This is a genomic window from Yoonia litorea, assembly GCF_900114675.1.
Taxonomy (GTDB): domain Bacteria; phylum Pseudomonadota; class Alphaproteobacteria; order Rhodobacterales; family Rhodobacteraceae; genus Yoonia; species Yoonia litorea.
Map to the genome: position 1 here is coordinate 68,219 of NZ_FOZM01000001.1, position 20,904 is coordinate 89,122.

Annotated in this window: 24 protein-coding genes; 15 read left to right on the forward strand and 9 right to left on the reverse strand. The window is 57.6% G+C overall.

Annotated elements, in window-relative coordinates:
• The first annotated feature begins 10 nt into the window (after positions 1 to 10).
• From BM316_RS00390 to zapE, 9 genes are read left to right on the forward strand one after another with little or no spacing between them, the layout of a single operon-like run.
• Positions 11 to 979 (forward strand): hypothetical protein, encoded by a 969-nt coding sequence (locus BM316_RS00390; RefSeq protein ID WP_090202550.1) that lies wholly within the window; start codon positions 11 to 13, stop codon positions 977 to 979.
• A 3-nt stretch (positions 980 to 982) separates the two neighbouring features.
• Complete coding sequence (locus BM316_RS00395) at positions 983 to 1,912, forward strand: AEC family transporter (RefSeq protein WP_090202553.1); 930 nt, start codon at positions 983 to 985, stop codon at positions 1,910 to 1,912.
• A 39-nt stretch (positions 1,913 to 1,951) separates the two neighbouring features.
• On the forward strand, positions 1,952 to 2,779 hold the full coding sequence (fghA, locus tag BM316_RS00400) for an S-formylglutathione hydrolase (protein ID WP_090202556.1): 828 nt from the start codon (positions 1,952 to 1,954) through the stop codon (positions 2,777 to 2,779).
• Positions 2,776 to 3,222 carry a YaiI/YqxD family protein gene (locus tag BM316_RS00405; protein ID WP_090202558.1) on the forward strand — a complete coding sequence of 149 codons (447 nt, stop codon included), beginning with the start codon at positions 2,776 to 2,778 and terminating at the stop codon, positions 3,220 to 3,222. Before fghA ends, BM316_RS00405 begins: the two co-directional genes overlap by 4 nt.
• Positions 3,219 to 4,172, forward strand: coding sequence for a DMT family transporter (locus tag BM316_RS00410; protein WP_090202561.1), 954 nt, complete (start codon positions 3,219 to 3,221; stop codon positions 4,170 to 4,172). Before BM316_RS00405 ends, BM316_RS00410 begins: the two co-directional genes overlap by 4 nt.
• 9 nt (positions 4,173 to 4,181) lie before the next feature.
• Positions 4,182 to 4,805 (forward strand): HAD family hydrolase, encoded by a 624-nt coding sequence (locus BM316_RS00415; protein ID WP_090202564.1) that lies wholly within the window; start codon positions 4,182 to 4,184, stop codon positions 4,803 to 4,805.
• Complete coding sequence (locus BM316_RS00420) at positions 4,802 to 5,716, forward strand: ornithine cyclodeaminase family protein (RefSeq protein WP_090202567.1); 915 nt, start codon at positions 4,802 to 4,804, stop codon at positions 5,714 to 5,716. The genes BM316_RS00415 and BM316_RS00420 overlap by 4 nt, the downstream gene beginning before the upstream one ends.
• Positions 5,717 to 5,752: 36 nt before the next feature.
• The gene (locus BM316_RS00425) at positions 5,753 to 6,679 is read left to right on the forward strand and encodes an alpha/beta fold hydrolase (RefSeq protein ID WP_090202570.1); all 927 of its coding nucleotides are present in this window, start codon (positions 5,753 to 5,755) and stop codon (positions 6,677 to 6,679) included.
• Between the two features lie 51 nt (positions 6,680 to 6,730).
• Positions 6,731 to 7,792, forward strand: a complete 1,062-nt coding sequence (zapE, locus tag BM316_RS00430; RefSeq protein WP_090202573.1) for a cell division protein ZapE — start codon at positions 6,731 to 6,733, stop codon at positions 7,790 to 7,792.
• Positions 7,793 to 7,804: 12 nt separating this feature from the next.
• Here the strand turns inward: zapE and BM316_RS00435 are convergent, their stop codons facing one another.
• Positions 7,805 to 8,452: a carbonic anhydrase gene (locus tag BM316_RS00435; RefSeq protein ID WP_090207281.1), complete on the reverse strand. Its 648-nt coding sequence runs from the start codon at positions 8,450 to 8,452 to the stop codon at positions 7,805 to 7,807.
• A 114-nt stretch (positions 8,453 to 8,566) separates the two neighbouring features.
• On the opposite strand from BM316_RS00435, the gene BM316_RS00440 reads away from it, so the two are divergent.
• The 3 genes from BM316_RS00440 (at position 8,567) to BM316_RS00450 (ending at position 11,287) form a co-directional block, all read left to right on the forward strand.
• Complete coding sequence (locus BM316_RS00440; protein WP_090202576.1) at positions 8,567 to 8,986, forward strand: hypothetical protein; 420 nt, start codon at positions 8,567 to 8,569, stop codon at positions 8,984 to 8,986.
• A 109-nt stretch (positions 8,987 to 9,095) separates the two neighbouring features.
• Complete coding sequence (locus BM316_RS00445) at positions 9,096 to 10,475, forward strand: leucyl aminopeptidase family protein (RefSeq protein WP_090202579.1); 1,380 nt, start codon at positions 9,096 to 9,098, stop codon at positions 10,473 to 10,475.
• Positions 10,472 to 11,287: a C40 family peptidase gene (locus BM316_RS00450; RefSeq protein ID WP_090202582.1), complete on the forward strand. Its 816-nt coding sequence runs from the start codon at positions 10,472 to 10,474 to the stop codon at positions 11,285 to 11,287. Before BM316_RS00445 ends, BM316_RS00450 begins: the two co-directional genes overlap by 4 nt.
• 10 nt (positions 11,288 to 11,297) lie before the next feature.
• On the opposite strand, the gene BM316_RS00455 is transcribed toward BM316_RS00450, so the two are convergent.
• Positions 11,298 to 11,633, reverse strand: a complete 336-nt coding sequence (locus BM316_RS00455; RefSeq protein WP_090202584.1) for a DUF2794 domain-containing protein — start codon at positions 11,631 to 11,633, stop codon at positions 11,298 to 11,300.
• 216 nt (positions 11,634 to 11,849) lie between these two features.
• Complete coding sequence (locus BM316_RS00460) at positions 11,850 to 12,122, reverse strand: I78 family peptidase inhibitor (RefSeq protein WP_090202587.1); 273 nt, start codon at positions 12,120 to 12,122, stop codon at positions 11,850 to 11,852.
• 109 nt (positions 12,123 to 12,231) lie between these two features.
• Here BM316_RS00460 and BM316_RS00465 point away from each other — a divergent pair, with 109 nt between their 5' ends.
• The 3 genes from BM316_RS00465 to BM316_RS00475 all read left to right on the forward strand — a co-directional run bounded on the left by BM316_RS00465 (position 12,232) and on the right by BM316_RS00475 (position 15,089).
• The gene (locus BM316_RS00465; RefSeq protein WP_090207283.1) at positions 12,232 to 13,344 is read left to right on the forward strand and encodes an S-(hydroxymethyl)glutathione dehydrogenase/class III alcohol dehydrogenase; all 1,113 of its coding nucleotides are present in this window, start codon (positions 12,232 to 12,234) and stop codon (positions 13,342 to 13,344) included.
• Positions 13,345 to 13,463: 119 nt separating this feature from the next.
• Complete coding sequence (locus BM316_RS00470) at positions 13,464 to 14,360, forward strand: serine hydrolase domain-containing protein (protein WP_131802525.1); 897 nt, start codon at positions 13,464 to 13,466, stop codon at positions 14,358 to 14,360.
• Positions 14,361 to 15,089: an NYN domain-containing protein gene (locus BM316_RS00475; protein WP_090202592.1), complete on the forward strand. Its 729-nt coding sequence runs from the start codon at positions 14,361 to 14,363 to the stop codon at positions 15,087 to 15,089.
• Here BM316_RS00475 and BM316_RS00480 read toward each other — a convergent pair.
• From BM316_RS00480 to BM316_RS00505, 6 genes are all read right to left on the reverse strand, one after another.
• Positions 15,086 to 15,703 (reverse strand): TetR/AcrR family transcriptional regulator, encoded by a 618-nt coding sequence (locus tag BM316_RS00480; protein WP_090207286.1) that lies wholly within the window; start codon positions 15,701 to 15,703, stop codon positions 15,086 to 15,088. The two genes, BM316_RS00475 and BM316_RS00480, sit on opposite strands and share 4 nt — an antisense overlap.
• Positions 15,704 to 16,134: 431 nt before the next feature.
• Entirely contained in the window at positions 16,135 to 16,767 is a 633-nt protein-coding gene (locus tag BM316_RS00485) for a GNAT family N-acetyltransferase (RefSeq protein WP_090202595.1), read from the reverse strand.
• On the reverse strand, positions 16,764 to 18,833 hold the full coding sequence (locus tag BM316_RS00490) for a molybdenum cofactor synthesis domain-containing protein (protein WP_207493651.1): 2,070 nt from the start codon (positions 18,831 to 18,833) through the stop codon (positions 16,764 to 16,766). The genes BM316_RS00485 and BM316_RS00490 overlap by 4 nt, the downstream gene beginning before the upstream one ends.
• A gap of 17 nt (positions 18,834 to 18,850) precedes the next feature.
• Positions 18,851 to 19,342, reverse strand: a complete 492-nt coding sequence (gene mobB / locus BM316_RS00495) for a molybdopterin-guanine dinucleotide biosynthesis protein B (protein WP_090202600.1) — start codon at positions 19,340 to 19,342, stop codon at positions 18,851 to 18,853.
• Positions 19,339 to 19,926, reverse strand: a complete 588-nt coding sequence (gene mobA / locus BM316_RS00500; RefSeq protein ID WP_090207289.1) for a molybdenum cofactor guanylyltransferase MobA — start codon at positions 19,924 to 19,926, stop codon at positions 19,339 to 19,341. Before mobA ends, mobB begins: the two co-directional genes overlap by 4 nt.
• Positions 19,927 to 19,993: 67 nt before the next feature.
• Positions 19,994 to 20,896, reverse strand: a complete 903-nt coding sequence (locus BM316_RS00505; protein ID WP_090202602.1) for a formate dehydrogenase accessory sulfurtransferase FdhD — start codon at positions 20,894 to 20,896, stop codon at positions 19,994 to 19,996.
• Positions 20,897 to 20,904 lie beyond the last annotated feature (8 nt).

Sequence of the window (20,904 nt, forward strand, 5' to 3'; positions counted from 1 at the left end):
GCGCGGTTGCATGGCGCTCAACACAGGCCAATCCAGACCGAACGACACCGCTTCATTGTCGGGTGGTGAAAAGGTCGCGTTGGCGGCATGTGTCGCTTGGCTGCTTTTCGTTGTGATTTATTTTTGGCGTTTGCTCACGGCCGAGATGGTTGTGACAGGGCTTTGGCTTGCGTTCGCGACGGCCGCCTTCATGCCGCTCTTGTTTGTTTGGTTGGTGCTCAGCAATGCGCGCGCGGCTCGGATGACCCGCGATGAAATGTTTCGGCTGCAATCTGCTTTGGATGATCTCAGGCAGATTCAACTGGCGCAGCAGGCTGAAAAACCATCTCACGCGACAGCAGAGCCAAATCGCCCTGCTGAGCAGGCTGCACCTGTCAGGACGGAAGCGCCGACAGCAAAGTTCGCGACACGGCGCGAAGTCAGCCGGCTCATAACACCCCGCGCAGCGCCACAGTCACCTGCAGATCAGCCCACGTTGGCACTTGATGTGCCAGAAGATGCGCCGCAGCCACTTGCAGGACCGGACTTGATCCGCGCGTTGAACTTTCCCGATGATGAACGTGACACAGAAGGCTTTGCTGCGCTCAGACGTGCTTTGCGCGACCGACAGGCCCGCCGCCTTGTGCAGGCCAGTCAGGATGTCCTGACCCTGCTATCGCAGGATGGCGTTTACACTGACGACTTTAACCCTGACCCGGTTGCCCCGGACCTTTGGCGGCAGTTTGCCAAGGGCGATCGCGGTAAGGATGTTGATCGGTTGGGCGCAATCAGGGATCGCGATGCGCTTGCGATAGCGGCAGCCCGAATGCGCGAGGACACGATCTTTCGCGATACCGTGCATCATTTTTTGCGGCGTTTTGACGAAATGCTCGTCACATTTGAGGCTCAGGCAACGGACACTGACCTGATTGCCCTCTCCAATACGCGCACCGCTCGCGCGTTCATGTTGTTGGCCCGCGCATCAGGGACATTCGACTGAGCCATGTGGGATATTTTTCTCCAGACCCTGCCATTTTTCATGCTGATTGCCCTCGGCTATGGATCTGGACGAACCGGATTCTTTTCGCCTGAGGCGACGGCCTACCTGACGAAATTTGTTTTCTACTTTGCATTGTCGGCGATGCTCTTCCGGTTCTCGGCCAATCTGTCACTTGCGGATATTCTCGATTGGCCCTTTGTCCTCGCCTATCTCAGTGCCACTGGCGTGGTGTATGTCTTCGCCACCATTGTTGCTTTGCGGCGCGGTGTGCCTGTGACAGAGGCTGCGGTCGAGGCGCAATGCGCCGTCATCGGAAACGTGGGTTTTCTGGGGATACCGATGCTGGTGCTGCTCTTGGGCGAAGCCGCTGTCGGCCCCGTCATGATGGTCTTGGCTGTTGATCTGATCGTCTTTGGCAGTCTGATCGTGATCCTGATCACGGGGGCACGTGATGGCCGAATGTCACCAAAGATCCTTTGGACCGTCGCGGTCGGGCTTTTGAAAAACCCGATGATTGTCTCGATCACGCTCGGTCTGCTCGTTTCCGCCTACAGTCTGCCAATCCCGGTGCCAGTGAACGATTTTCTGACTCTGCTCGGCGCAGCGGCAACACCCGGGGCGCTGTTCGCGATTGGGGCATCGCTTGCCAGCAAATCAGCCGAGCGCGTCGCCGTGGCCGGTTGGCTTTCATTCAATAAGCTGGTGTTGCATCCCGCTGCAGTCGCCGTCGCGGCTCTCTTCCTTTTTGACGTTGATCCTTACGCGGCAGGCGTGATGATCGCCGCAGCGGCGCTGCCTGTCGCCGGCAACGTCTACATCCTTGCCCAGCACTACGGCGTGGCACCCACACGAGTCTCCGCCTCAATCCTAATTTCGACGGCGGTGAGTGTCGTGACCGTCTCACTGGTGATTGCGTGGGTGACAACCTTCTGAAACCGCGCTAGCCGTTGGGGATGACCGAGGGAGGCCGCCATGAAGACCATATCCGAAAACCGCTGTTTTGGGGGCACGCAGGGGGTCTATTCCCATACCTCTGACGTCTGCAGTTGCGACATGACCTTTGGTCTATTTCTGCCTGCGGAGGCCAAGGACGGGCCGGTGCCGGTCCTATGGTATCTCTCCGGTCTGACCTGCACGCATGAGAACGCCATGACCAAGGCGGGCGCACAGGCCTGGGCGGCCGAGCAGGGGATTGCGTTGATCTTTCCTGACACCTCGCCACGTGGCGAAGGCGTCCCGGATGATGAGGCCTATGATCTGGGGCAGGGCGCGGGGTTTTACATTGATGCGACACAAGAGCCTTGGTCGCAGCATTTCAACATGTGGTCCTATGTGGCAGAGGAACTGCCTGCGCTGGTGGCCGAGAATTTCCCCCTCGACATGGACCGGCAGGCGATAACGGGCCATTCAATGGGTGGCCACGGGGCGCTGACCATGGCGATGGCGCTCAAGGGACGGTTCCGCTCGGTTTCAGCCTTTGCCCCGATTTGTCACCCGACCGCCAGCGACTGGGGCCGCAAGCAGTTCGGGGCCTATTGGGGCGATGAGAAGAACTGGAGGCCACATGATGCGACTTTGCTGATGCAGGGTGGCGAGTTTGATGGCCCGATCCTGATTGATACCGGCACAGATGATCAATTCGGCGATTTGTTGGGCACCGAGCACCTTGCGCAGGCAATGGCCGCGCAGCGGCAGGAAGGGCAGATCAGGCTGCAGAAGGGCTACGACCACTCTTACTTCTTTGTGTCCACCTTCATGGAGGATCACATCGCCTTTCATGCCGAGGCGCTCTACGGATGATCTACGTCGATGCCGATGCCTGTCCGGTGAAAGCCGAGGTCGAGCGTGTCGGCACGCGCCATAAGCTGAAGATGTTTATTGTCAGCAACGGCGGGCTGCGGCCCTCGCAGAATCCCTTTGTTGAAACGGTCGTGGTGCCGGATGGCCCTGACGTGGCCGATATGTGGATCGCGGATCGCGCGACCAAGGGTGATGTGGTGGTGACGGGGGATATTCCGCTGGCTGCGAAATGCATTGAGGCCGGCGCGCTGGTGATCAAGCACAATGGCGAGGCGCTGACGCAAGCCAATATTGGCAATGTGCTGGCGACGCGTGATTTGATGGCGGATATGCGCGCTGCTGACCCGTTCCGGCAGGGTGGCGGCAAGCCCTTTTCCAAGGCGGACCGCGCGCGTTTTCTGGATGCGCTGGAACGCGCCGTGCGGCAGGCGGCCAGACCATGAAGCAGATATCGCCCGCCGCATTGGGGGCGCTTTGTGCCACCATCGCGGTGGTGTTCTTTTCCATCAACGATGTGGCGATCAAATTCCTGAGCGGCGGTTACGCGCTGCATCAGGTGGTGCTGATCCGCTCTGTCATCGGGGTCATCATCATCGTCTGCGTGATCGCACCCTTTACAGCAGGTTGGGGGATCGCGCGGACGCAGAAATTGCCTCTGCATATGCTGCGGGGATTATGCGTTGTCTTCGCCAACATGACCTTTTTCCTTGGCCTTGCGGCGATGACCTTGGCCGATGCTGTGGCGATCTTTTTTATCAGCCCGATTGTGATCACCCTCGCCTCAGTGCTGTTTCTTGGCGAAACCGTCGGCCCGCGCCGTTGGGCGGCTATTCTGGTGGGTTTCCTTGGGGTGCTGGTAATGATGCGCCCTGGTACGCAGGCGTTCCAGCTTGCCTCGATCCTGCCGCTGGCGGCGGCGTTCTTTTATGCTGGCATCCACGTTCTGACACGCAAGATGGGCGGGACCGAGAATGCAGCGACAATGGCTTTCTACATTCAGGTGATGTTCATCATCGTGTCGCTGATGTTCTTTGTTGCCGTCGGTGACGGGCGTTTCGGCAATCAGCCCGACCCTTCGCTTGATTTTTTGCTGAGAGCGTGGGTCTGGCCGGAGGTCGCGGACTTCCCTGTCTTCCTGATCGTGGGGATCGGGATTGCCGTGGCAGGCTGGCTGATCTCTCAGGCGTACCGCGTGACCGAGGCCTCGCATGTGGCCCCCTTCGAGTACCTCGCCCTGCCCATGTCGGTGGCATGGGGCATCTTCATCTTCGACGAGTTCCCCGATGGCTGGGATTATCTCGGCATGGCGTTGATCCTTGGCGCGGGTCTGTTCATGATCTGGCGCGACGCGCAGGCCAAACGGGCTCTCTTGCGGCGTCCGCTGCGCAGATAGGGGGTGACTATGCCAAACGTCCAAGCCGTCGTGTTCGATATCGGCAACGTGCTGATCGAATGGCAGCCGGAGCGGTTCTTTGACTCTGTGATCGGCGAGGACCGCCGCCGCGAGATGTTTGCCACGATCGACCTGCACGGCATGAATGACGAAGTGGATCGAGGAGGGACCTTTCACGAGGTGATCGCCGCCACCGCCGACCGCTATCCCGAATGGCGCGACGAAGTGATGATTTGGCACGACCGCTGGATCGAGATGGCGGCCCCAGAAATCCCCCATTCGGTCCGCCTGCTGCGGGCTCTGCGTGCCAAGGGCGTGCCCGTCTTTGCCCTGACCAATTTCGGCATCCAGACCTTTGCTATCGCCGAACCGGTCTATCCATTCCTCAGTGAGTTCGACCGGCGCTATATTTCGGGCCACATGGGGGTGATCAAACCCGAAACCCGTATCTACCAGATGGTCGAATCTGATTGCGGGGTGCCGCCCGAAGGGTTGCTCTTTGCCGATGACCGCATCGACAACCTGCGCGCAGCCGAGGCGCGGGGCTGGCAGACGCATTTGTTCGAAGGTCCACAGGGGTGGGCGGACCGGTTGGTGGCCGAGGGGCTGTTGAGAGAAGGAGAGGCGCAATGACCGTGATGATCCCGTTTGAGGAAGGGCAGAAACATCTCGACTGGATCGCCCTGACCGATGCGCTGGCGGCTGGCCATGACGGACCAAAGGCAGATGTTGCGGATGTGTTTCTCTATGAGGGCGAGAATACGCTGCTCAACCGCTCGGCATGGATTGCGGGGCTGGGGCTGGCGGTGAAATGCGCCACGATCTTTCCCGGCAATAAGGCGCTCGGCATGCCTGCGATCGGGGGCGCGGTGAACCTCTTTTCTGGCAAGGACGGTGTGCTTGAGGCGATCCTTGATTTCCATCTGGTGACCAAGTGGAAGACCGCCGGTGACAGCCTACTGGCCGCGCGCCGACTGGCGCGGCCTGACAGCCGCAACATCCTGATCGTTGGTGCAGGCACCGTGGGTCATTCCCTGCGTGAGGCTTATGGCGCGGCCTTTCCCGATGCGCGGTTCACGGTCTGGAACCGGTCGGCGGCGGGCGCTGAGGCGTTCAAGGCGGCGCACCCCGATGTGGCGATTGCGGATGATCTGGAGGCGGCGGTCAAGGCGGCGGATATCGTGACTTCGGCCACGATGACGACAGAGCCGATCCTGAAGGGTGAATGGTTCCAGCCCGGCCAACATATCGACCTGATTGGTGCCTACCGTCCGGACATGCGTGAAGTCGATGACACGGCCCTGCAGCGCGCCAGTGTTTTTGTCGACAGCCGCGATACCACGGTTGATCATATTGGCGAGTTGAAGATCCCGATTGCTTCGGGCGCTTTTGCCGCCGCTGAAGTGATTGCTGATTTTTACGCGCTTTCGCGTTTCCAGCGTCATAGAACTGACGAAATTACACTGTTCAAGAACGGCGGCGGCGCGCACCTCGATTTGATGACGAGCCGCTACATCCTGGATGCTTTCCGCCGGAACGGATAGGACAATCATCCTTTACGCAAAAGAGGTCGTAGGTTGATGTGGTACTTCCTGTTTCTCGCAGGATTGACGATTGCAGTGATTGCAATCTGGCCCTTCTCGATGGAGCGGCGACGGACTGTGATTGGTCCGACGGAGCGCCACGGCGCCGCCGGTGAGTTCGCGCAGCTTTCTCAGGGTGTCACCCACTATCGATGGATGGGGTCGTCGCGTGGTCCCGTTGCTGTGGTAGTACACGGCTTGGCCACACCGATGGACTCGATGGAATCTGTCGCGGAAGGGCTAGGGACGCTCGGCTATCGCGTGCTGCTTTACGATCTTTACGGTCGCGGACTATCTGACGCGCCAGGTGGATTGCAGGATCGCGCATACTTTCATCGCCAACTTTCGGACCTGCTTGCCTATCACGGGTTGACCGAGGAATTGACCCTTGTCGGCTATTCGATGGGGGGAAGTATCGTGACGGCTTATGCGGCAGAGCATCCGTTTCTCGTCAAACGGGTCATCTTGTTTGCAACCACCGGCCTTGTGGTCAATGAGACCTGGTTTGCGCGGTTTTGCCGAAGAACGCCAATTCTGGGCGACTGGCTCCACGCCTTACTTGCCCAAAGACGGATCGAGCGAGCGATCCCGGAACGCGGACAGACCAAAGAAATTGACAAAGTTCTGCGCGCGCAGAGACGAGAGTTGCATCGGCGAGGCTACCTGCCCGGCATCTTATCGAGCAGACGGGGCATGCTGAGCGAGGTGCAACATTACGAACACACCCAGCTTGGGAAGAAAGGCATTCCGGTCATCGCAATCTGGGCGGAGTCCGACTCGATCATTCCGCTTAGCGCCTTGGGCAAACTTGCGGAATGGAATCGTAATGCGCGGCACGAGGTGGTGCCACATGCTGATCACGCCCTGCCTTATTCTCATGGACGCGAATTGATCGAAGCGCTCCGTGATGCATTACGAAACTAGCCAAACGGCTTCTGTCTTCCCAATGTTGCTGCTGCGCGGTATCCACCGCCCATGACCACCGTCCAACAGGCATATCAAGACGCGATAGATGCGGGCCGACTGCGGGCAGATGATGCCCAGATCGCTGTCCTGCCTGAACTGGAACGCATTCGCGCGGCCTTGCTCGTGCCTGCCAAACGCGGGCTTTTCCGCAAGGCACCCGAACCGGTCAAAGGCCTCTACATGTGGGGCGGGGTCGGGCGCGGAAAATCCATGCTCATGGACCTGATGTATGATCTGGTCGCTGTGCCGAAGCAGCGGCGGCACTTTCACGCCTTTATGCAGTGGGTTCACGCAGAACTCGATCTTGCGCGCAAAAGCGGCGTCGAGGACGCTTTGGCACCGGTTGCGACCAAGCTGGCCGGCGAAGTCAGGTTTCTGGCATTCGACGAAATGCAGATCACCGATATTACCGATGCCATGCTTGTCGGACGACTGTTCGAGGCCCTTTTCGCCGCAGGTGTGACCGTCGTCACGACATCCAACAGGCCGCCTGATGATCTCTATAAGAACGGGTTGAACAGGCAGTTATTCCTACCCTTCATCGCATTGATCAAAGAGCGCATGGTTGTGCATGAGTTGATCAGTCCCACCGACTACCGTCAGGACCGCCTGGCTGGCGAGCAGACATACTTTAGTCCGAATGATCAGACTGCCAGAGCTGCGATAGATGAGATCTGGAACCATCTCAGCAATGGGAAGTCAGAGACCCTCACACTTCATGTCAAAGGCCGAGAGGTCGTTCTGCCACAGTTCCACAATGGCGTTGCGCGCGTAAAATTCTTCGATCTTTGTGGTCGGCCATTGGGGCCGGCGGATTACCTTGCACTTGCCGCTGCCGTCCGGGTTTTGATCCTTGAGGATATCCCGACACTGTCGCGACACAACTTCAACGAAGCCAAGCGGTTTGTGACGTTGATTGACGCGCTTTACGAAGGCAAGGTGCGTTTGATCTGCTCTGCGGCTGCAACGCCGGAGATGCTTTATGTCGAAGGAACTGGCACCTTTGAGTTCGAGCGCACGGCAAGCCGCTTGAGAGAAATGCAATCAGCGGACTGGGCCGGAAAAGACTAGCTTATTCGTGGTCTAAAGCGGTCTGAAGCTGTCGCTGGCGGGGTCGTAGCCCTCCAGCACACCCTCGCCGATGTCGTTCCAAAGCCCGTGGATTGACAGTCGATCAGCCTCGATCGCCGATTTCACGAACGGGAACGTCATCAGGTTCTCAAGCGAAATGACAACGGAGCGTTTCTCCAACTGGCGTTTGCGCTCCTCGTCGGTGCCATCTTCAAGCGCGGCAAAGCCGGGGCGAAGAATATCCATCCAGCGGCCGACGAAGCTTGATGCCTCTTCCAATTCCGGCGCTTTGCCCGAACACATATTGTAACAGCCTTCGACGCCACCACAGCCGGAATGGCCCAGAACAATCAGATGCGCGACCTTCAAGCCGGTGATGGCATACTCGACCGCAGCAGAAGTGCCGTGATGATGCCCGTCGGGATTAAACGGCGGCACAAGGTTTGCGATATTGCGGTGGATAAAGAATTCGCCCTGATCGGCACCGAAAATCGAGGTGACATGCACGCGGCTGTCACAACATGAAATCACCATCGAGCGTGGCTGCTGACCGGCCTCTGCCAAACGATGATACCAACCGCTGTTTTCGGCATAGACGGTCGCTTTCCAGCCCCGATAACGGTTGACCAGATATGAGGGGAGAGGGCGCGCATGCTGCATAGGGTCGTCTTTCGGTCGTTGGCCCATGCTTAGTTTGCATTTTCAGGAATTTCGAGAGGTTTTTCCCGCTGGCATCAACCTTCTGGGAAGTATGTCGCGCTATTGCTGCGCTCTATGTCGAATGTCGTTTATCTCAGCCGTGCCGCTGCTATCACCCAAGACGTGCCGGACGCCAATAAAGCTGTCCCGGCGAGCCGGCATTTTGATTCAGGTCCCATCAGGTCACTTTACGATCAGATGCCGGTCTGTGAGGCAGAGAATCAAATCTGCGATTGCCTCGAACAGATTGCTGCGGATCTAGACCTTTTACAGCAGGGGCTATCGTCTGCGCAGCCAAAGATGATGGAGCAGGCTTCAACCCGGATTGCCTCGCGTGCACGTAAGATCGGCTTATTGGAAGTCGCGCTGAGCGCGGAACATGTCCGCCGATGTGTCGCACAAAGAGACGGCGTCGCAACAGAAGCGACGATTGCCCGACTGGAACGCAGTTTCGATTTTGCCGTCAACGCGGTTTGGACTTTTCGCGGCCTCTGAATTTATTGCCGCTCACGCGAACTTCGCTCTGGCATACGAGCGGGGCTGCACTTGCGGCGGGCGGGGCAGGCGCTAGTGTGGCGATAAATCCCTCACCAGCGGAGCTTTTATGCCACTCGCCTTTGCCGATCCAGCCGATAAGGCCATCCCAATCCATGTCATTGCGTCCGAAGAACTAGATAGCGCATTAGCCAGACTGTCGGATGACGAGAAAGCGTGGGCCAATGCCCAGAATTTTTCAGCAGGTCTCGGCCAGATCATCCTTTGTCCCGGAAAGAGCGGTGAAATTGCGAAGGTGCTGGTCGGTTTTGGCACTAAAGGCGCGCGGGCGCGCGGTCGGTTTCACATGGGAGCGGTTGCGACGAAGCTACCGTCAGGAACTTACCGGATCGCAAACGGGCTTGAAGGCGATGCGCTTGAAGAAGCAGCACTTGCGTGGCTTTTGGCAGGCTACAAATACACCCGATTTTCCGGCCCGGTTTCCGAAGGGGCTAGACTGGTCGCACCCGAAGATGTCGATGCCCAACGGTTAGAGATCATCGCAAATGGCGAAGCCCTGACGCGTGAGCTAATCAACACGCCCGCCTCAGATATGGGGCCATACGAATTGGAAGAAGCCACCCGCGCGCTGGCCAACGAACACGCAGCCGTTGTAAATTCAATTGTGGGCGATGATCTCATCCCGGCGAATTTTCCAATGATCCACACGGTTGGCCGTGCTTCTGACAGGGCGCCACGTTTGCTGGATTTGCGGTGGGGTGACAGCGGTCCGAAACTCACGTTGGTCGGCAAAGGCGTGTGTTTTGATACCGGCGGCCTGAATATCAAGCCCGGCGGGTCAATGGGCCTGATGAAAAAGGATATGGGCGGAGCTGCGACGGTCTTGGGCTTGGCGCATATGATTATGGCGCTCAAACTGCCTCTCCAGCTACGCGTCCTGATTCCGGCTGTCGAAAATAGCATCAATGGCAACGCATTTCGTCCACAAGACATTCTTACCTCGCGCAAAGGATTGACTGTCGAAATCAACAACACTGATGCCGAGGGCCGTCTTGTTCTTGCTGATGCACTGACGCTTTCAGACGAGGACGAGCCTGATCTGGTGGTTTCGATGGCGACCCTGACCGGTGCGGCCCGCGTCGCGGTTGGGCCCGACCTCGCACCTTTCTACACCGATGACGATGCAACCGCTGCGGCGCTCAGCGCCGCCGCCGCCAAAGTCGCCGATCCGGTGTGGCGGATGCCGTTCCATGCGCCCTATGAGGATATGATCGAGCCCGGAATAGCCGATCTGGACAACGCGCCATCAGGTGGAATGGCAGGAAGCATCACGGCGGCCTTGTTCTTGCGCCGCTTTGTGGAAAGCCCTTACGTGCATTTCGACATTTATGGCTGGCAGCCTTCAGCAAAGCCGTCGCGCCCAAAAGGCGGTGTCGGTATGGGTGCGCGCGCACTGCTTGAGGCGCTACCTGCCTTACTCAAGCTCTGATGGACCGCCGTTTGACACCAGCAAACGGGCGCGTTGCTGCGCTGCACCTTGCGGGGGCGGTTGAGGCCGAAAGATACGTGGCCGGGGTGCCGATGTCGGTTGGCGATCCGGTTGTTGATCTTTGTGCAGAACCTGACGGACCGAGGGACAGGCAGCTTCTTCTTGGCACTCGCGTCACAGTTTTTGAAGAACGCCAAGGGTGGTCGTTTGTGCAGGCTGAGGACGACTATGTCGGCTATGTCGCAGCCTCTCACCTGATCCCGGAAGCCACGCCAACCCATTTCGTCGCGACCCTTGCGACACACGCCTACGAGGCCGAGGAGTTCAAGTCGCGCGATGTTCTGCACCTACCCTTTGGTGCGCGTGTCACTGTGGTTAACGAACGACGGCGCTTCTTTGAGACCACCGTTGGTTTCGTTTCCAAAAGCCATCTTCGTCCGCTTGATCGGCCGATGAACGATCCTGTGACTGTGGCACAGATCCATTTTGGTGTGCCTTACCTCTGGGGTGGGAACTCCAGCCGCGGGATTGACTGCTCCGGTCTGGTATCCACTTCGTTCAGGGCATGTGGTTTGCCGTGTCCCGCTGACAGCGACATGCAGCGCGATGGATTGGGTGCTGAGGCACAAACGCCATACGAACGTGGCGATCTGGTGTTCTGGAAAGGTCATGTCGGGCTAATGGTCGACGACGCGACGCTGATCCACGCCAACGCCCATCACATGGCAACCGTCTATGAACCTATTGAAAGGGCGGTTTTGCGGATTGCTGCACAGGGTGACGGGGATGTCATCGCGCACAAACGACTTTAGCAGTCGGGGGTCAGTCAACAGCGCGAATGAGTTTGCGTTCAAGCATGCGCAGGACCTGTCGCAGATCATTGCCGCGTTTCAGGATCTGGCCGTCCATCCCGATCACCGCATATTGGCCCTGTCGGAGGCGCAGCTTTGGACGTTTCTCTATCCTGTAGAGCGGGTTTTCAGCTGTTCGCCGGAACACCGAAAAGACGGCAACGTCCCGAAGATGCGACAATCCGTAGTCGCGCCACTCACCTGCGGCGACCATCCGACCATATAAACCCAGAATCAGATTAAGCTCTTTGCGGTCAAAGGCCGTCTGTGGTGGGGCCTGAAACTGCGACGGAAATTGTGCTGTCATGCATCAAATTTGACGCCTGCCAGTTGAAAATCAAGCCAATTCGTCTGCCTGCCATGCTTCCGCCGCAAAAACACCATGGCCGTGCCGCGCGCCAAGCCAACTGGGAACACATGTCAAAGCGATGCTCAACAGCATAGCGAAAAGCTAAACCCCCGGTGCTGCGGTCAGTAGCCCCCACCCAGTTCGTGGCATCGGGGACCTTCCAAACCAGACCGATCAGCCACATGTGATGCGGGAAATCGCGTTTTCGTCATCAATCATGAAATTGATGCGCTCAGGTCTGAAATCCATCGTGACGGCATCATCAGGTCGAATGACGCGCACCTGTCCAAGGATCAGCACGCGTTCAAGCGCTGTCGCGCCGCGCCCCACAAGGTCGGCATAGGTATTTGCGTTGCAGGTATCGTCCTGCACCTCAGGTGTCGCTGGCAATTGCGGAGCAAGCTCGGCACAGGCGCCAAGCACTAAGACCAAGAGTATGCGCTTCATATCGCTGATTGTTGTGAGTTCCGGTCAGATTACAAGTCCCGAAAACTGCGAGGTTGAAATCACGTCCTGTTTCATTGATCGTCGGATCAACACAAAGGGAGAAGAAATGATGCGTACCCGTGCAGCCGTGGCAATCGAAGCGGGTAAGCCGCTTGAGGTGATGGAAGTCAATCTTGACGGACCGAAGGCCGGAGAGGTTCTGGTCGAGATCAAAGCGACCGGCATCTGCCACACAGATGAGTTCACGCTGTCCGGTGCGGACCCCGAGGGCATGTTCCCTGCGATCCTTGGGCATGAGGGCGCTGGCGTTGTGGTGGAGGTTGGTGAAGGTGTGACAAGCCTGAAGCCCGGCGATCATGTCATTCCGCTCTACACACCAGAGTGCCGGGAGTGCGAATACTGCCTCAACCCCAAGACAAACCTATGCCAGAAGATCCGTAGCACACAGGGCCAAGGTGTGATGCCGGATGGCACGTCACGGTTTTCGATGCTCGATGGCACGCCGATCCTGCACTACATGGGCTGCTCGACATTTGCCAACCACACGGTGCTTCCTGAGATCGCTTTGGCCAAGGTTCGCGACGATGCACCCTTCGACAAGATTTGCTATATCGGTTGCGGTGTTACCACTGGCATTGGCGCGGTGATCAACACTGCCAAGGTCGAGATTGGCAGCCGTGCAATTGTTTTCGGTTTGGGTGGCATCGGCCTGAATGTCATCCAAGGCCTGCGTTTGGCTGGCGCTGATCAGATCGTTGGTGTCGATCTGAACCCCGGCAAAGTCGAGATGGCCAAACATTTCGGCATGACTGATTTCGTCAATCCCGAAGAGGTCGATGGCGATATGGTCGCTCATCTGGTCGAATTGACTGGTGGCGGTGCCGACTACACATTCGATGCGACGGGGAATGTTGACGTGATGCGTACAGCTCTTGAATCCGCCCACAAAGGCTGGGGAGAAAGCATTATCATTGGCGTTGCCCCTGCTGGTGCAGAGATCTCGACGCGACCATTCCAGCTTGTCACTGGGCGTTCGTGGCGCGGAACGGCGTTCGGGGGCGCATCTGGCAGAACCGATGTGCCAAAAATTGTCGATTGGTACATGCAGGGCAAAATCGAGATTGATCCGATGATCACGCACAAACTGAGCCTTGATGAGATCAATAAAGGTTTCGATCTGATGCATGAGGGTAAGTCGATCCGCGCCGTCGTCGAATTTTGAGTGTTGAGAAACTGGATGCGTTGGCCCAGCAGATCGCTGGGCCTTTTGCCTTTTGCGGACTGGCCGCATGCTGTCGCGGCAAAAGGGATTTTGCTATCGCGCATCAATCATTTCTGGATGTGGATCGTTTTCGCATGTTTCGCGTGGCGTCCATCTCGAAGATTGTCATCGGACAGACACTCGCGCAGCTTTGCACGAAACATCGGGTAGCATGGGACAGCGATGTCTCTTCGGTTCTCGGGTGGCCGCTCTGCAATCCTGAGTTCCCTGACATTCCCATCTCGATCGGCGCGCTCGCGGCACATACGGCCGGGCTCGACGATCAAAAGGGCTATCTTTTGCCCCCTGACCAGACACTTCAGGCGTTTTTCACAAGCAACCGTTTCGGAGCGAGACCAAGTGGGACTTATTTTGACTACGCCAATCTTGGCTATCTGGTTCTGGCCGAGGTTATCGAAAAACTTTCCGGGACCGACCTTCCGCAGGCCTGCAGTCATATGATCCCTGACGACGGTGGCTTCAATTGGATCGGAGTGCCTGACACAAGACGCGCAGATGCTTTGCCGACCTTTCGCCACGACGGTGATGGCTTCGCTGCGCAAATCGACGATCCGGCTGTCATGCCACCGCCGGCAGTAAGTGTGGGCCGGTTCTCCCCTCAGGGTGGGTTGCGCCTTTCGTTGGACGGGATGCTGACCTTGGCAGAGGCGCTCCGCGATGCAGACAAAACCGTTCTCTGGCGTGATGCGCAAACGGCGGGCAACGATCTTGGCGGTGTCTTTGAGCAGTACGGTGCGGGGCTGCAAATCTTCCAGAACCCGGCCTTCTATCCGCGCCCGCTGATCGGACATTTCGGCAACGCCTACGGCTTCAAGGGAGGGGTCTGGTATGATGCAAAGGCTGACCTTGCCTTTGCCTATGCGCTCAATGGGTTGGAACTTGGCGACGAAGATGACAGTTTCTCTGAGACCGAGCGAAAGATATTCGCATCGTTTGCCATGATGGGGGATGAATAAATGCCTGACGGACGCATGTTGCTGGCTGTGCTGATTGACGCGGACAATATTCCTGCAAAACACGCCAGCGCGATCATGCGCGAGATCACGACCTACGGCGAACCTGCTCTGCGACGGGTCTATGGTGATTGGTCCAGTTCCTCCCTTTCGGCATGGAAAAAGGAGGTCGTCGAACTTGGTATGGTTGCAAATCAGGAAACGGCGAACACCAAGGGCAAGAATGCCAGCGATATCGGATTGGTGATTGATGCCATGGATATCTTGCATACGGGCCGTTTCGACGGCTTCGTCATTGTGTCGTCCGACAGCGATTTCACCGCGCTTGCCAACCGGCTCAGAGAAGATGGAGTCGAAGTCATTGGGATCGGTGAAGGCAAAGCGCCTGCAAGCCTGCGCAATGTTTGCAATCGGTTCATCCTGATTGAAAATATCATCGGCGAGGAAAAATCGGATAAACCGAAGAAATCAAACAAGAACGAGCAGGCGTCCAATGACCGTCAGCCGCCATCAAAGGCCATCCCGCTTGTGATCAAGGCAATGAATAGCATTGATCCCGAAGGTGAGTGGTACTCCTTGGGTCAGCTTGGCCAATACATCATCCGCGCGCATCCCGACTTTGACCCGCGTACCTATGGCAGCCCCAAACTGAGCGAGTTACTGGTCAAGACCGGCCGTTTTGAGACACAGAAAAAACCGGGGCAAAACCTGCAGGTGCGCCGGCTAGACTAGCTGCCGTAACGGGCCATGAACATCCGCACGGCCCCTTTCGTGACGCGCCGTTTTTCGTCGACAGTAAAGTCATCGGCGATGTTGAACATCATCCGCGGGAAAAGATCAGCTTTGCAAAGTTCCTGAAATTGCTCGGCTGCAAGCGCAACATCGTCAATCTGTAACTCGCCCCGTGCGATCGCCTTTTCCAGATAAGACATCATCCGCTCGCGGACCAATTGCGGTCCACTTTCATAGAATTCGCGCGCAAGCTCGGGAAACCTTTCGCTCTCGCCTACACAGATGCGAAAGATACGCGTGCCAAATTCTGATGTGATGAACGCGACAATCTCGTCAGCAATGGCCTGAAGAACGTCTGCCGCAGGCGCGTCCATGTCGATGGTCTCGATGGCGTGATCAGCTTGTCTGGCACACTCTGTTTTGGCCACTTGCAGGAAAAGAAACCGCTTGTCTGGAAAATAGCTGTAGAGCGTCGCCTTCGACACGCCGGCAGCTTTTGCGATATCATCGACGGATGCGCCCTCAAAACCGTCTGACAGAAAGACCTGTCTGGCACCGGCAAGCACCTGATCAAACTTTCGGCCTCGTTTTGGCTGTGTTGTGCCATCTGGCATCTCAGGTCCTCCGATGGAGTTGATCATAGACCGAGCGGTTCAATTTCAGCAAGGCGATTGCAGCGATGGGGCTGGGAGGGATGAACGCCCCATCGCTGTGACGCCTTGTCTGCCTTGACGTGGCAGACGGGCATTTGCGCGTCTTAGGATCGCGCGATCTGCACACCAGAGGGGAGGACGTTGGTGCGCAGTTTTTCGTCGGAAATTCCGCGAGGATTGACACTTCCGTCATGCGCGAACTGACGGTTCGCGAAACGGCTTCGGGATGTCATCTCAGAGGCATTTCCTGAATATGAACTAAACTGTATAGTTTAGAATGCAAGCCCGAAGCTGAATAATTGTTCAGGGAGGCAGCTACGTCGCCTTGTGCGGTGGTGGCTTTCTCCAAGGTCAATTGAGGATCTGCATCAGCCCTCGGCGATCTCCAGGCGCTACCTTGCTCTTTGCCCGCCACTTCTGTTGCGGGGTTTCTGTTCTGGTTCAGGGTAGATGTCCCTGACCATGGCAGTCGTCGATTTGAACCCGAAAATAAAACGCAGCAAGCCAATCCGCTGGGTTTTAACATCTCGAAACCCCTGCCGCAGATACAGCGATTTCGCACGTGTGTTGGTATCGACCACATCAAGACGCACCTGATGATACCCCCGACGCTTGGCCTCCTGCGTGATCGCATTCAGCAGTGCGGTACCAACACCCTGCCCACGGGCGTCCTCAGCGACAAATAGTCCATCCATCAAAAAGCGTTCGTTTTCGATGTCGTTTTCCAAAGCCGCCAAGAGGCTGGTCCTGAAAGCTGCACTCGCCCAACCATAAATTTGCTTGAGGTCATGGAAAGCTCCACCCACAAGCGCGCCTTTTGACGTCTTGAAGCCCGCAACGCCAATCAGGCGCCCGTCATCATCATGTGCGCAGACCCCATGGTCTTGTCGCATGACTGCGGTGACAAACTGCAACGCAAGATGCTTTGGCCCAAGCGCGAAACCGAGTTTCTCGCCGAACGCATCCCAGTAAAGCCGCGCCGCGGCCTCCCGGTCTTTGTCAGGGATGCCGACAGTGATTTTCATCTACCGAAATCAGCAAACGGGATGTAGCGCACAGGGTCGCCGGGTGCGATTGTTTGCGCAGGCGCAGAGAGGGCGACGAGACCGGTCGCCCACGACAGTCCCGAGACCCGACCTGACCCTTCGGAGGGAAAGACTTCGACGCACCCATTTTGGATGCGGGCGCGAAGGTATTCTGTGCGACCTTCCTTCTTTGATTTTGAAAATTCAGCCGGAAGCAGATAGCCCTCGGGTTTGCGCCAGCCGCCGCCTGCCATGACCCTCAGTGCGGGCGCGCTAAACACCAGCGCGCAGACCATGGCTGCAACCGGATTGCCAGGCAGGCCAAACACGGGGGTTTCATTCCACATGCCAAGCACCAAAGGGCGCCCGGGTTTCATTGCAATCCGCCAGAGGGCGAAGCTGCCTGTGTCCGAAAGCAAGGCCGAGACATGATCCTCGGCCCCAGCTGATGCGCCGCCCGAAGTCAGGATGGCGTCACAAGATCGGGTTGCGTCGTTCAGCATCTCGCGCAAAGCATCCCTGTCGTCTGGCGCGCGTCCCAAAGGGATCACGTCGTGGCCCCACTCGGCCGCCAACGCCGCCAGCATGGGTCCATTTGCGTCAAAAATCTGCGCGTCACGCGCGCTTGCCCCGGGGGGCACAAGTTCGTCTCCTGTTGACAGGACGCCGACGCGCAGTGGCCTGCGGACGGTCACCTGCCCAACTCCGGCAGCAGCAATCATACCGATGTCGCCTGGCGTCAATTTTCGCCCTGCAGCAAGGATTGGCTGGCCAATGGTCATGTCTTCACCAGCGTTACGGGCATTGGCGCCTTTCTTCAGCGGCCCGTAAAAGCGCAGGGTATCTTCATCGACTGTCGTATCTTCCTGAAGGACGACAGTATCGACACCATCAGGCACATTCGCCCCAGTCAGGATGCGTATGGCATGTCCGTCTGGAACTGTTCCCTCATAGGGCACGCCCGCCGCAGAGCGCCCTTGGACGAGCGGGAGTTCATTCAAACCTTCAGGTGCAGGACCGGCAAAGGCATAGCCGTCAACGGCTGCATTCGGGGCAGGGGGATGGGATCGCGCCGCCATGACATCTTCCGCGAGGATCAGACCTGATGCATCAGCAATCGAAACGCTTTGCGTTCCTGTGACAGGATGCAGGTGGGCCTCTAGATGGGCAAGTGCCTCGTCCACAGGCGTCCAGTAGGCACCCTGAGGCATGGCAAAACAGTCGTTTTTCAGGCGTGGTGGTAATTTGTCGAGAGCCTTGCGCAACACCTCGGTTTCTCCTGCGCCAAGGACCCAGCCCTCCGAGGTTGCCTGCACTGCCATCAGATCGGCGGTGGCCTTGCCTGAGAGCGCCGAGAACACACGTGCATAAAGTGAAACTTGGGCTGCGTCCTTGATCTGATGTGGTTCGTCTTGCACCAGATCAGGCAAGAGTGAGAAATAAGTCTCGGCAAGAACGATCTGTGTGTCTGGGGCTTCAAAGGGCCAGACTGAAAGGGCGTCCGTAAACCGCTTTCTCAGTCGCGCAAGCATCGGCAGCCCCATGATGACTTGTCCGCCAACTGCTCCGGCACCCGCTAACTGCCAGGGGGAAAAACTGCCTTTGATCGCAAGATCGGCCGCACGTTTTTCGGGCAGGCCGTGCCCGGCTCTCTGTGTGCCTTTGCGCGGAAGATGAGAAATGTCACGGGGTAGTCCGTTAAACCAGAACGGGCCGACGCCAGGAAACTTGGCGTTGATCTCTCCGGCAAGGTCAAATCTGTTGTTCTTCGTTGGGCTGTCTTCAACTTTTGCCTCAAACCAGTCCCACAGCGCGAGTGTGTCTTCGCGCCCGATGAGTTTCGCTGCGAAACCCTTTGGGTAGGCAAAACAGAGGTCAAAACCGACAAGAACCCGCTCACCGCGCGCACGAAAATCCGTCAGCGTGTCAATCAACCATGCCTCTGCGACCTGGCGGTTGCGTAGATAAACCGGTTCACCGGCTTGCCCGCCAGACCCGATTGCGGCCCAGATTGCATCCTTGACGGGCTTGGGGCCGCGATCGTTACCGCCCGACCAATCGACCATAATGACCTTGTCGAAGTTCAAAGTCCGACCTCGGCAAGTATGAAATCGGCAATGGCTTTTGTGTCGTCGAGGTCAAGAACCGGCTGCTTGGCCTGAATGGTTGTGTCACTGGCAATCGCGCGGATCGTATCGTCTTCAGACCCAATCAAGGGGTGGTTCATCTCGCCGCGGAAGGCTTCGATCTTGGGGTGGCGATCCCTTTTGTAACCTTCGACCAACACCAGATCGACTGGCGCAAGTTGCGCGAGCAGGTCTTCGAGGCTCGCCTCTTCGGCACCGCGCAGTTCGGTCATCAGCGCCCATCGTTTACGCGACGACAATAGCACCTGACTGGCACCGGCCTGCCGATGCCGATAGCTGTCTTTGCCTTCGTGATCGACATCGAAGCTGTGATGCGCGTGTTTGATTGTCGAAACCGTGAAGCCGCGCCCCGCAATTTCGGTCACGAGTCTTTCCATCAATCCGGTCTTGCCGGCGTTCTTATAGCCTGTGACGCCAAAGACTTTCATAGCATCGCCTGTGCTTTTGTGAGGTCGTCAGGAGTATTGACGTTGAAAAACGCGAGATCGTCCGGAAACATTGCCGTGGTTCCACCGTGTTTGTCCGTCCACAGAATCACTTTGCGTAGTCCCTCCGTCAGCGCCTGACGTAAATCGTGTCGCAAGGACACGGGCCATAGGCCGAAGGTCGGGTGGCGTCCGTCTGGTGTCTTGGCAAGGGCAATTTCGCTGCCTGCCTCTTCAGCGGCCAGCTGCAACCGCGGCACCAGATCACAGGGAAAGAACGGTGTGTCAGCTGCCGCAGTGACAATGTCATCCGCCCCTTGTGTTGCAGCCCAGTCAAGACCTGCAAGCACCCCGGATAGCGGGCCTGCAAAACCTTCCACCGTATCGGCAATGACCGGCAGACCCAGATGCGCAAACCGCGCCGGATCGCCGTTGGCGTTGAGCGCCAATCCTGCCACCTGCGGTGATAGCCGTTCCACAACGTGATCAATGATCGTCCTGTCGCCCAAAGACAGGAGCCCCTTGTCACCACCACCCATACGGGTCGCCTGGCCACCGGCCAATATGACGCCAACGGGCTGTTTCACGCGCAGACCTGCGCCAGTTGGTCCGACAGGAGCCTCCGGCGGGAGTATTTTCGGCAAAATGATGGGATCATTGTGCCGCCCCTTTCCGACCCGACTTGCGCGGGTCATCGGCGATTTTTGACGGGTCCGCATCGCGGATCAGGCGATCCTCACCGGAGAGGCAGACAAATCGCTGGCCCTTCATGCGCCCGATCAGCGTCAAACCGACCTGCTGCGCGATCTCGACCCCCCAAGCGGTAAAACCTGATCTGGAGGCCAATACAGGGATCCCCATCATTGATGTTTTGATCACCATCTCCGAGGTCAGCCGTCCGGTGGTGTAGAGAACCTTGTCATCGGCCGGTACCTTTTCAGAAAGCATCCAGCCTGCAATCTTGTCCACGGCGTTATGCCGGCCAACATCTTCCATGTAGACGAGCGGGCGGTCCTGTTGGCACAGAACGGTGCCATGGATCGCGCCAGCCTCAAGATAGAGCGAGGGTGTGCGGTTGATAGTGGCGGCCAATTTGTAAAGATCAGAGGTTCTGACGGATGTCGCAGGAAGGGTGATCCCCTCAAGCCCCTCCATCATGTCACCGAAAACTGTGCCGACGGCGCACCCGCTAGTGCGTGTCTTTTTCTTCAGCTTTTCTTCAAATGTGGTGTGGGTTTTCGTTCTGACCACGACGGTCTCGATTTCTTCGTCGTAATCGACACCAGTAATATCGTCGCCAGCCTTCAGCATGCCCTGATTGCGCAGGAAACCCAGAGCGAGATACTCTGGATAATCACCAATTGTCATGGCTGTCACGATTTCCTGAGCATTGAGGTAGATCGTCAGCGGGCGTTCTTCCACCACATTCAAGGCGACTGTCTTGCCGTCCTGATCGGTGCCCTGAACACCGCGTGTCAGCCTTGACGCATGTGGAGACGGCGCGATGAGATAAGCAGAAGTGTCGTCGATCCGCGCCAATTGTCTTTCTTTCTCCATTTGCGTAA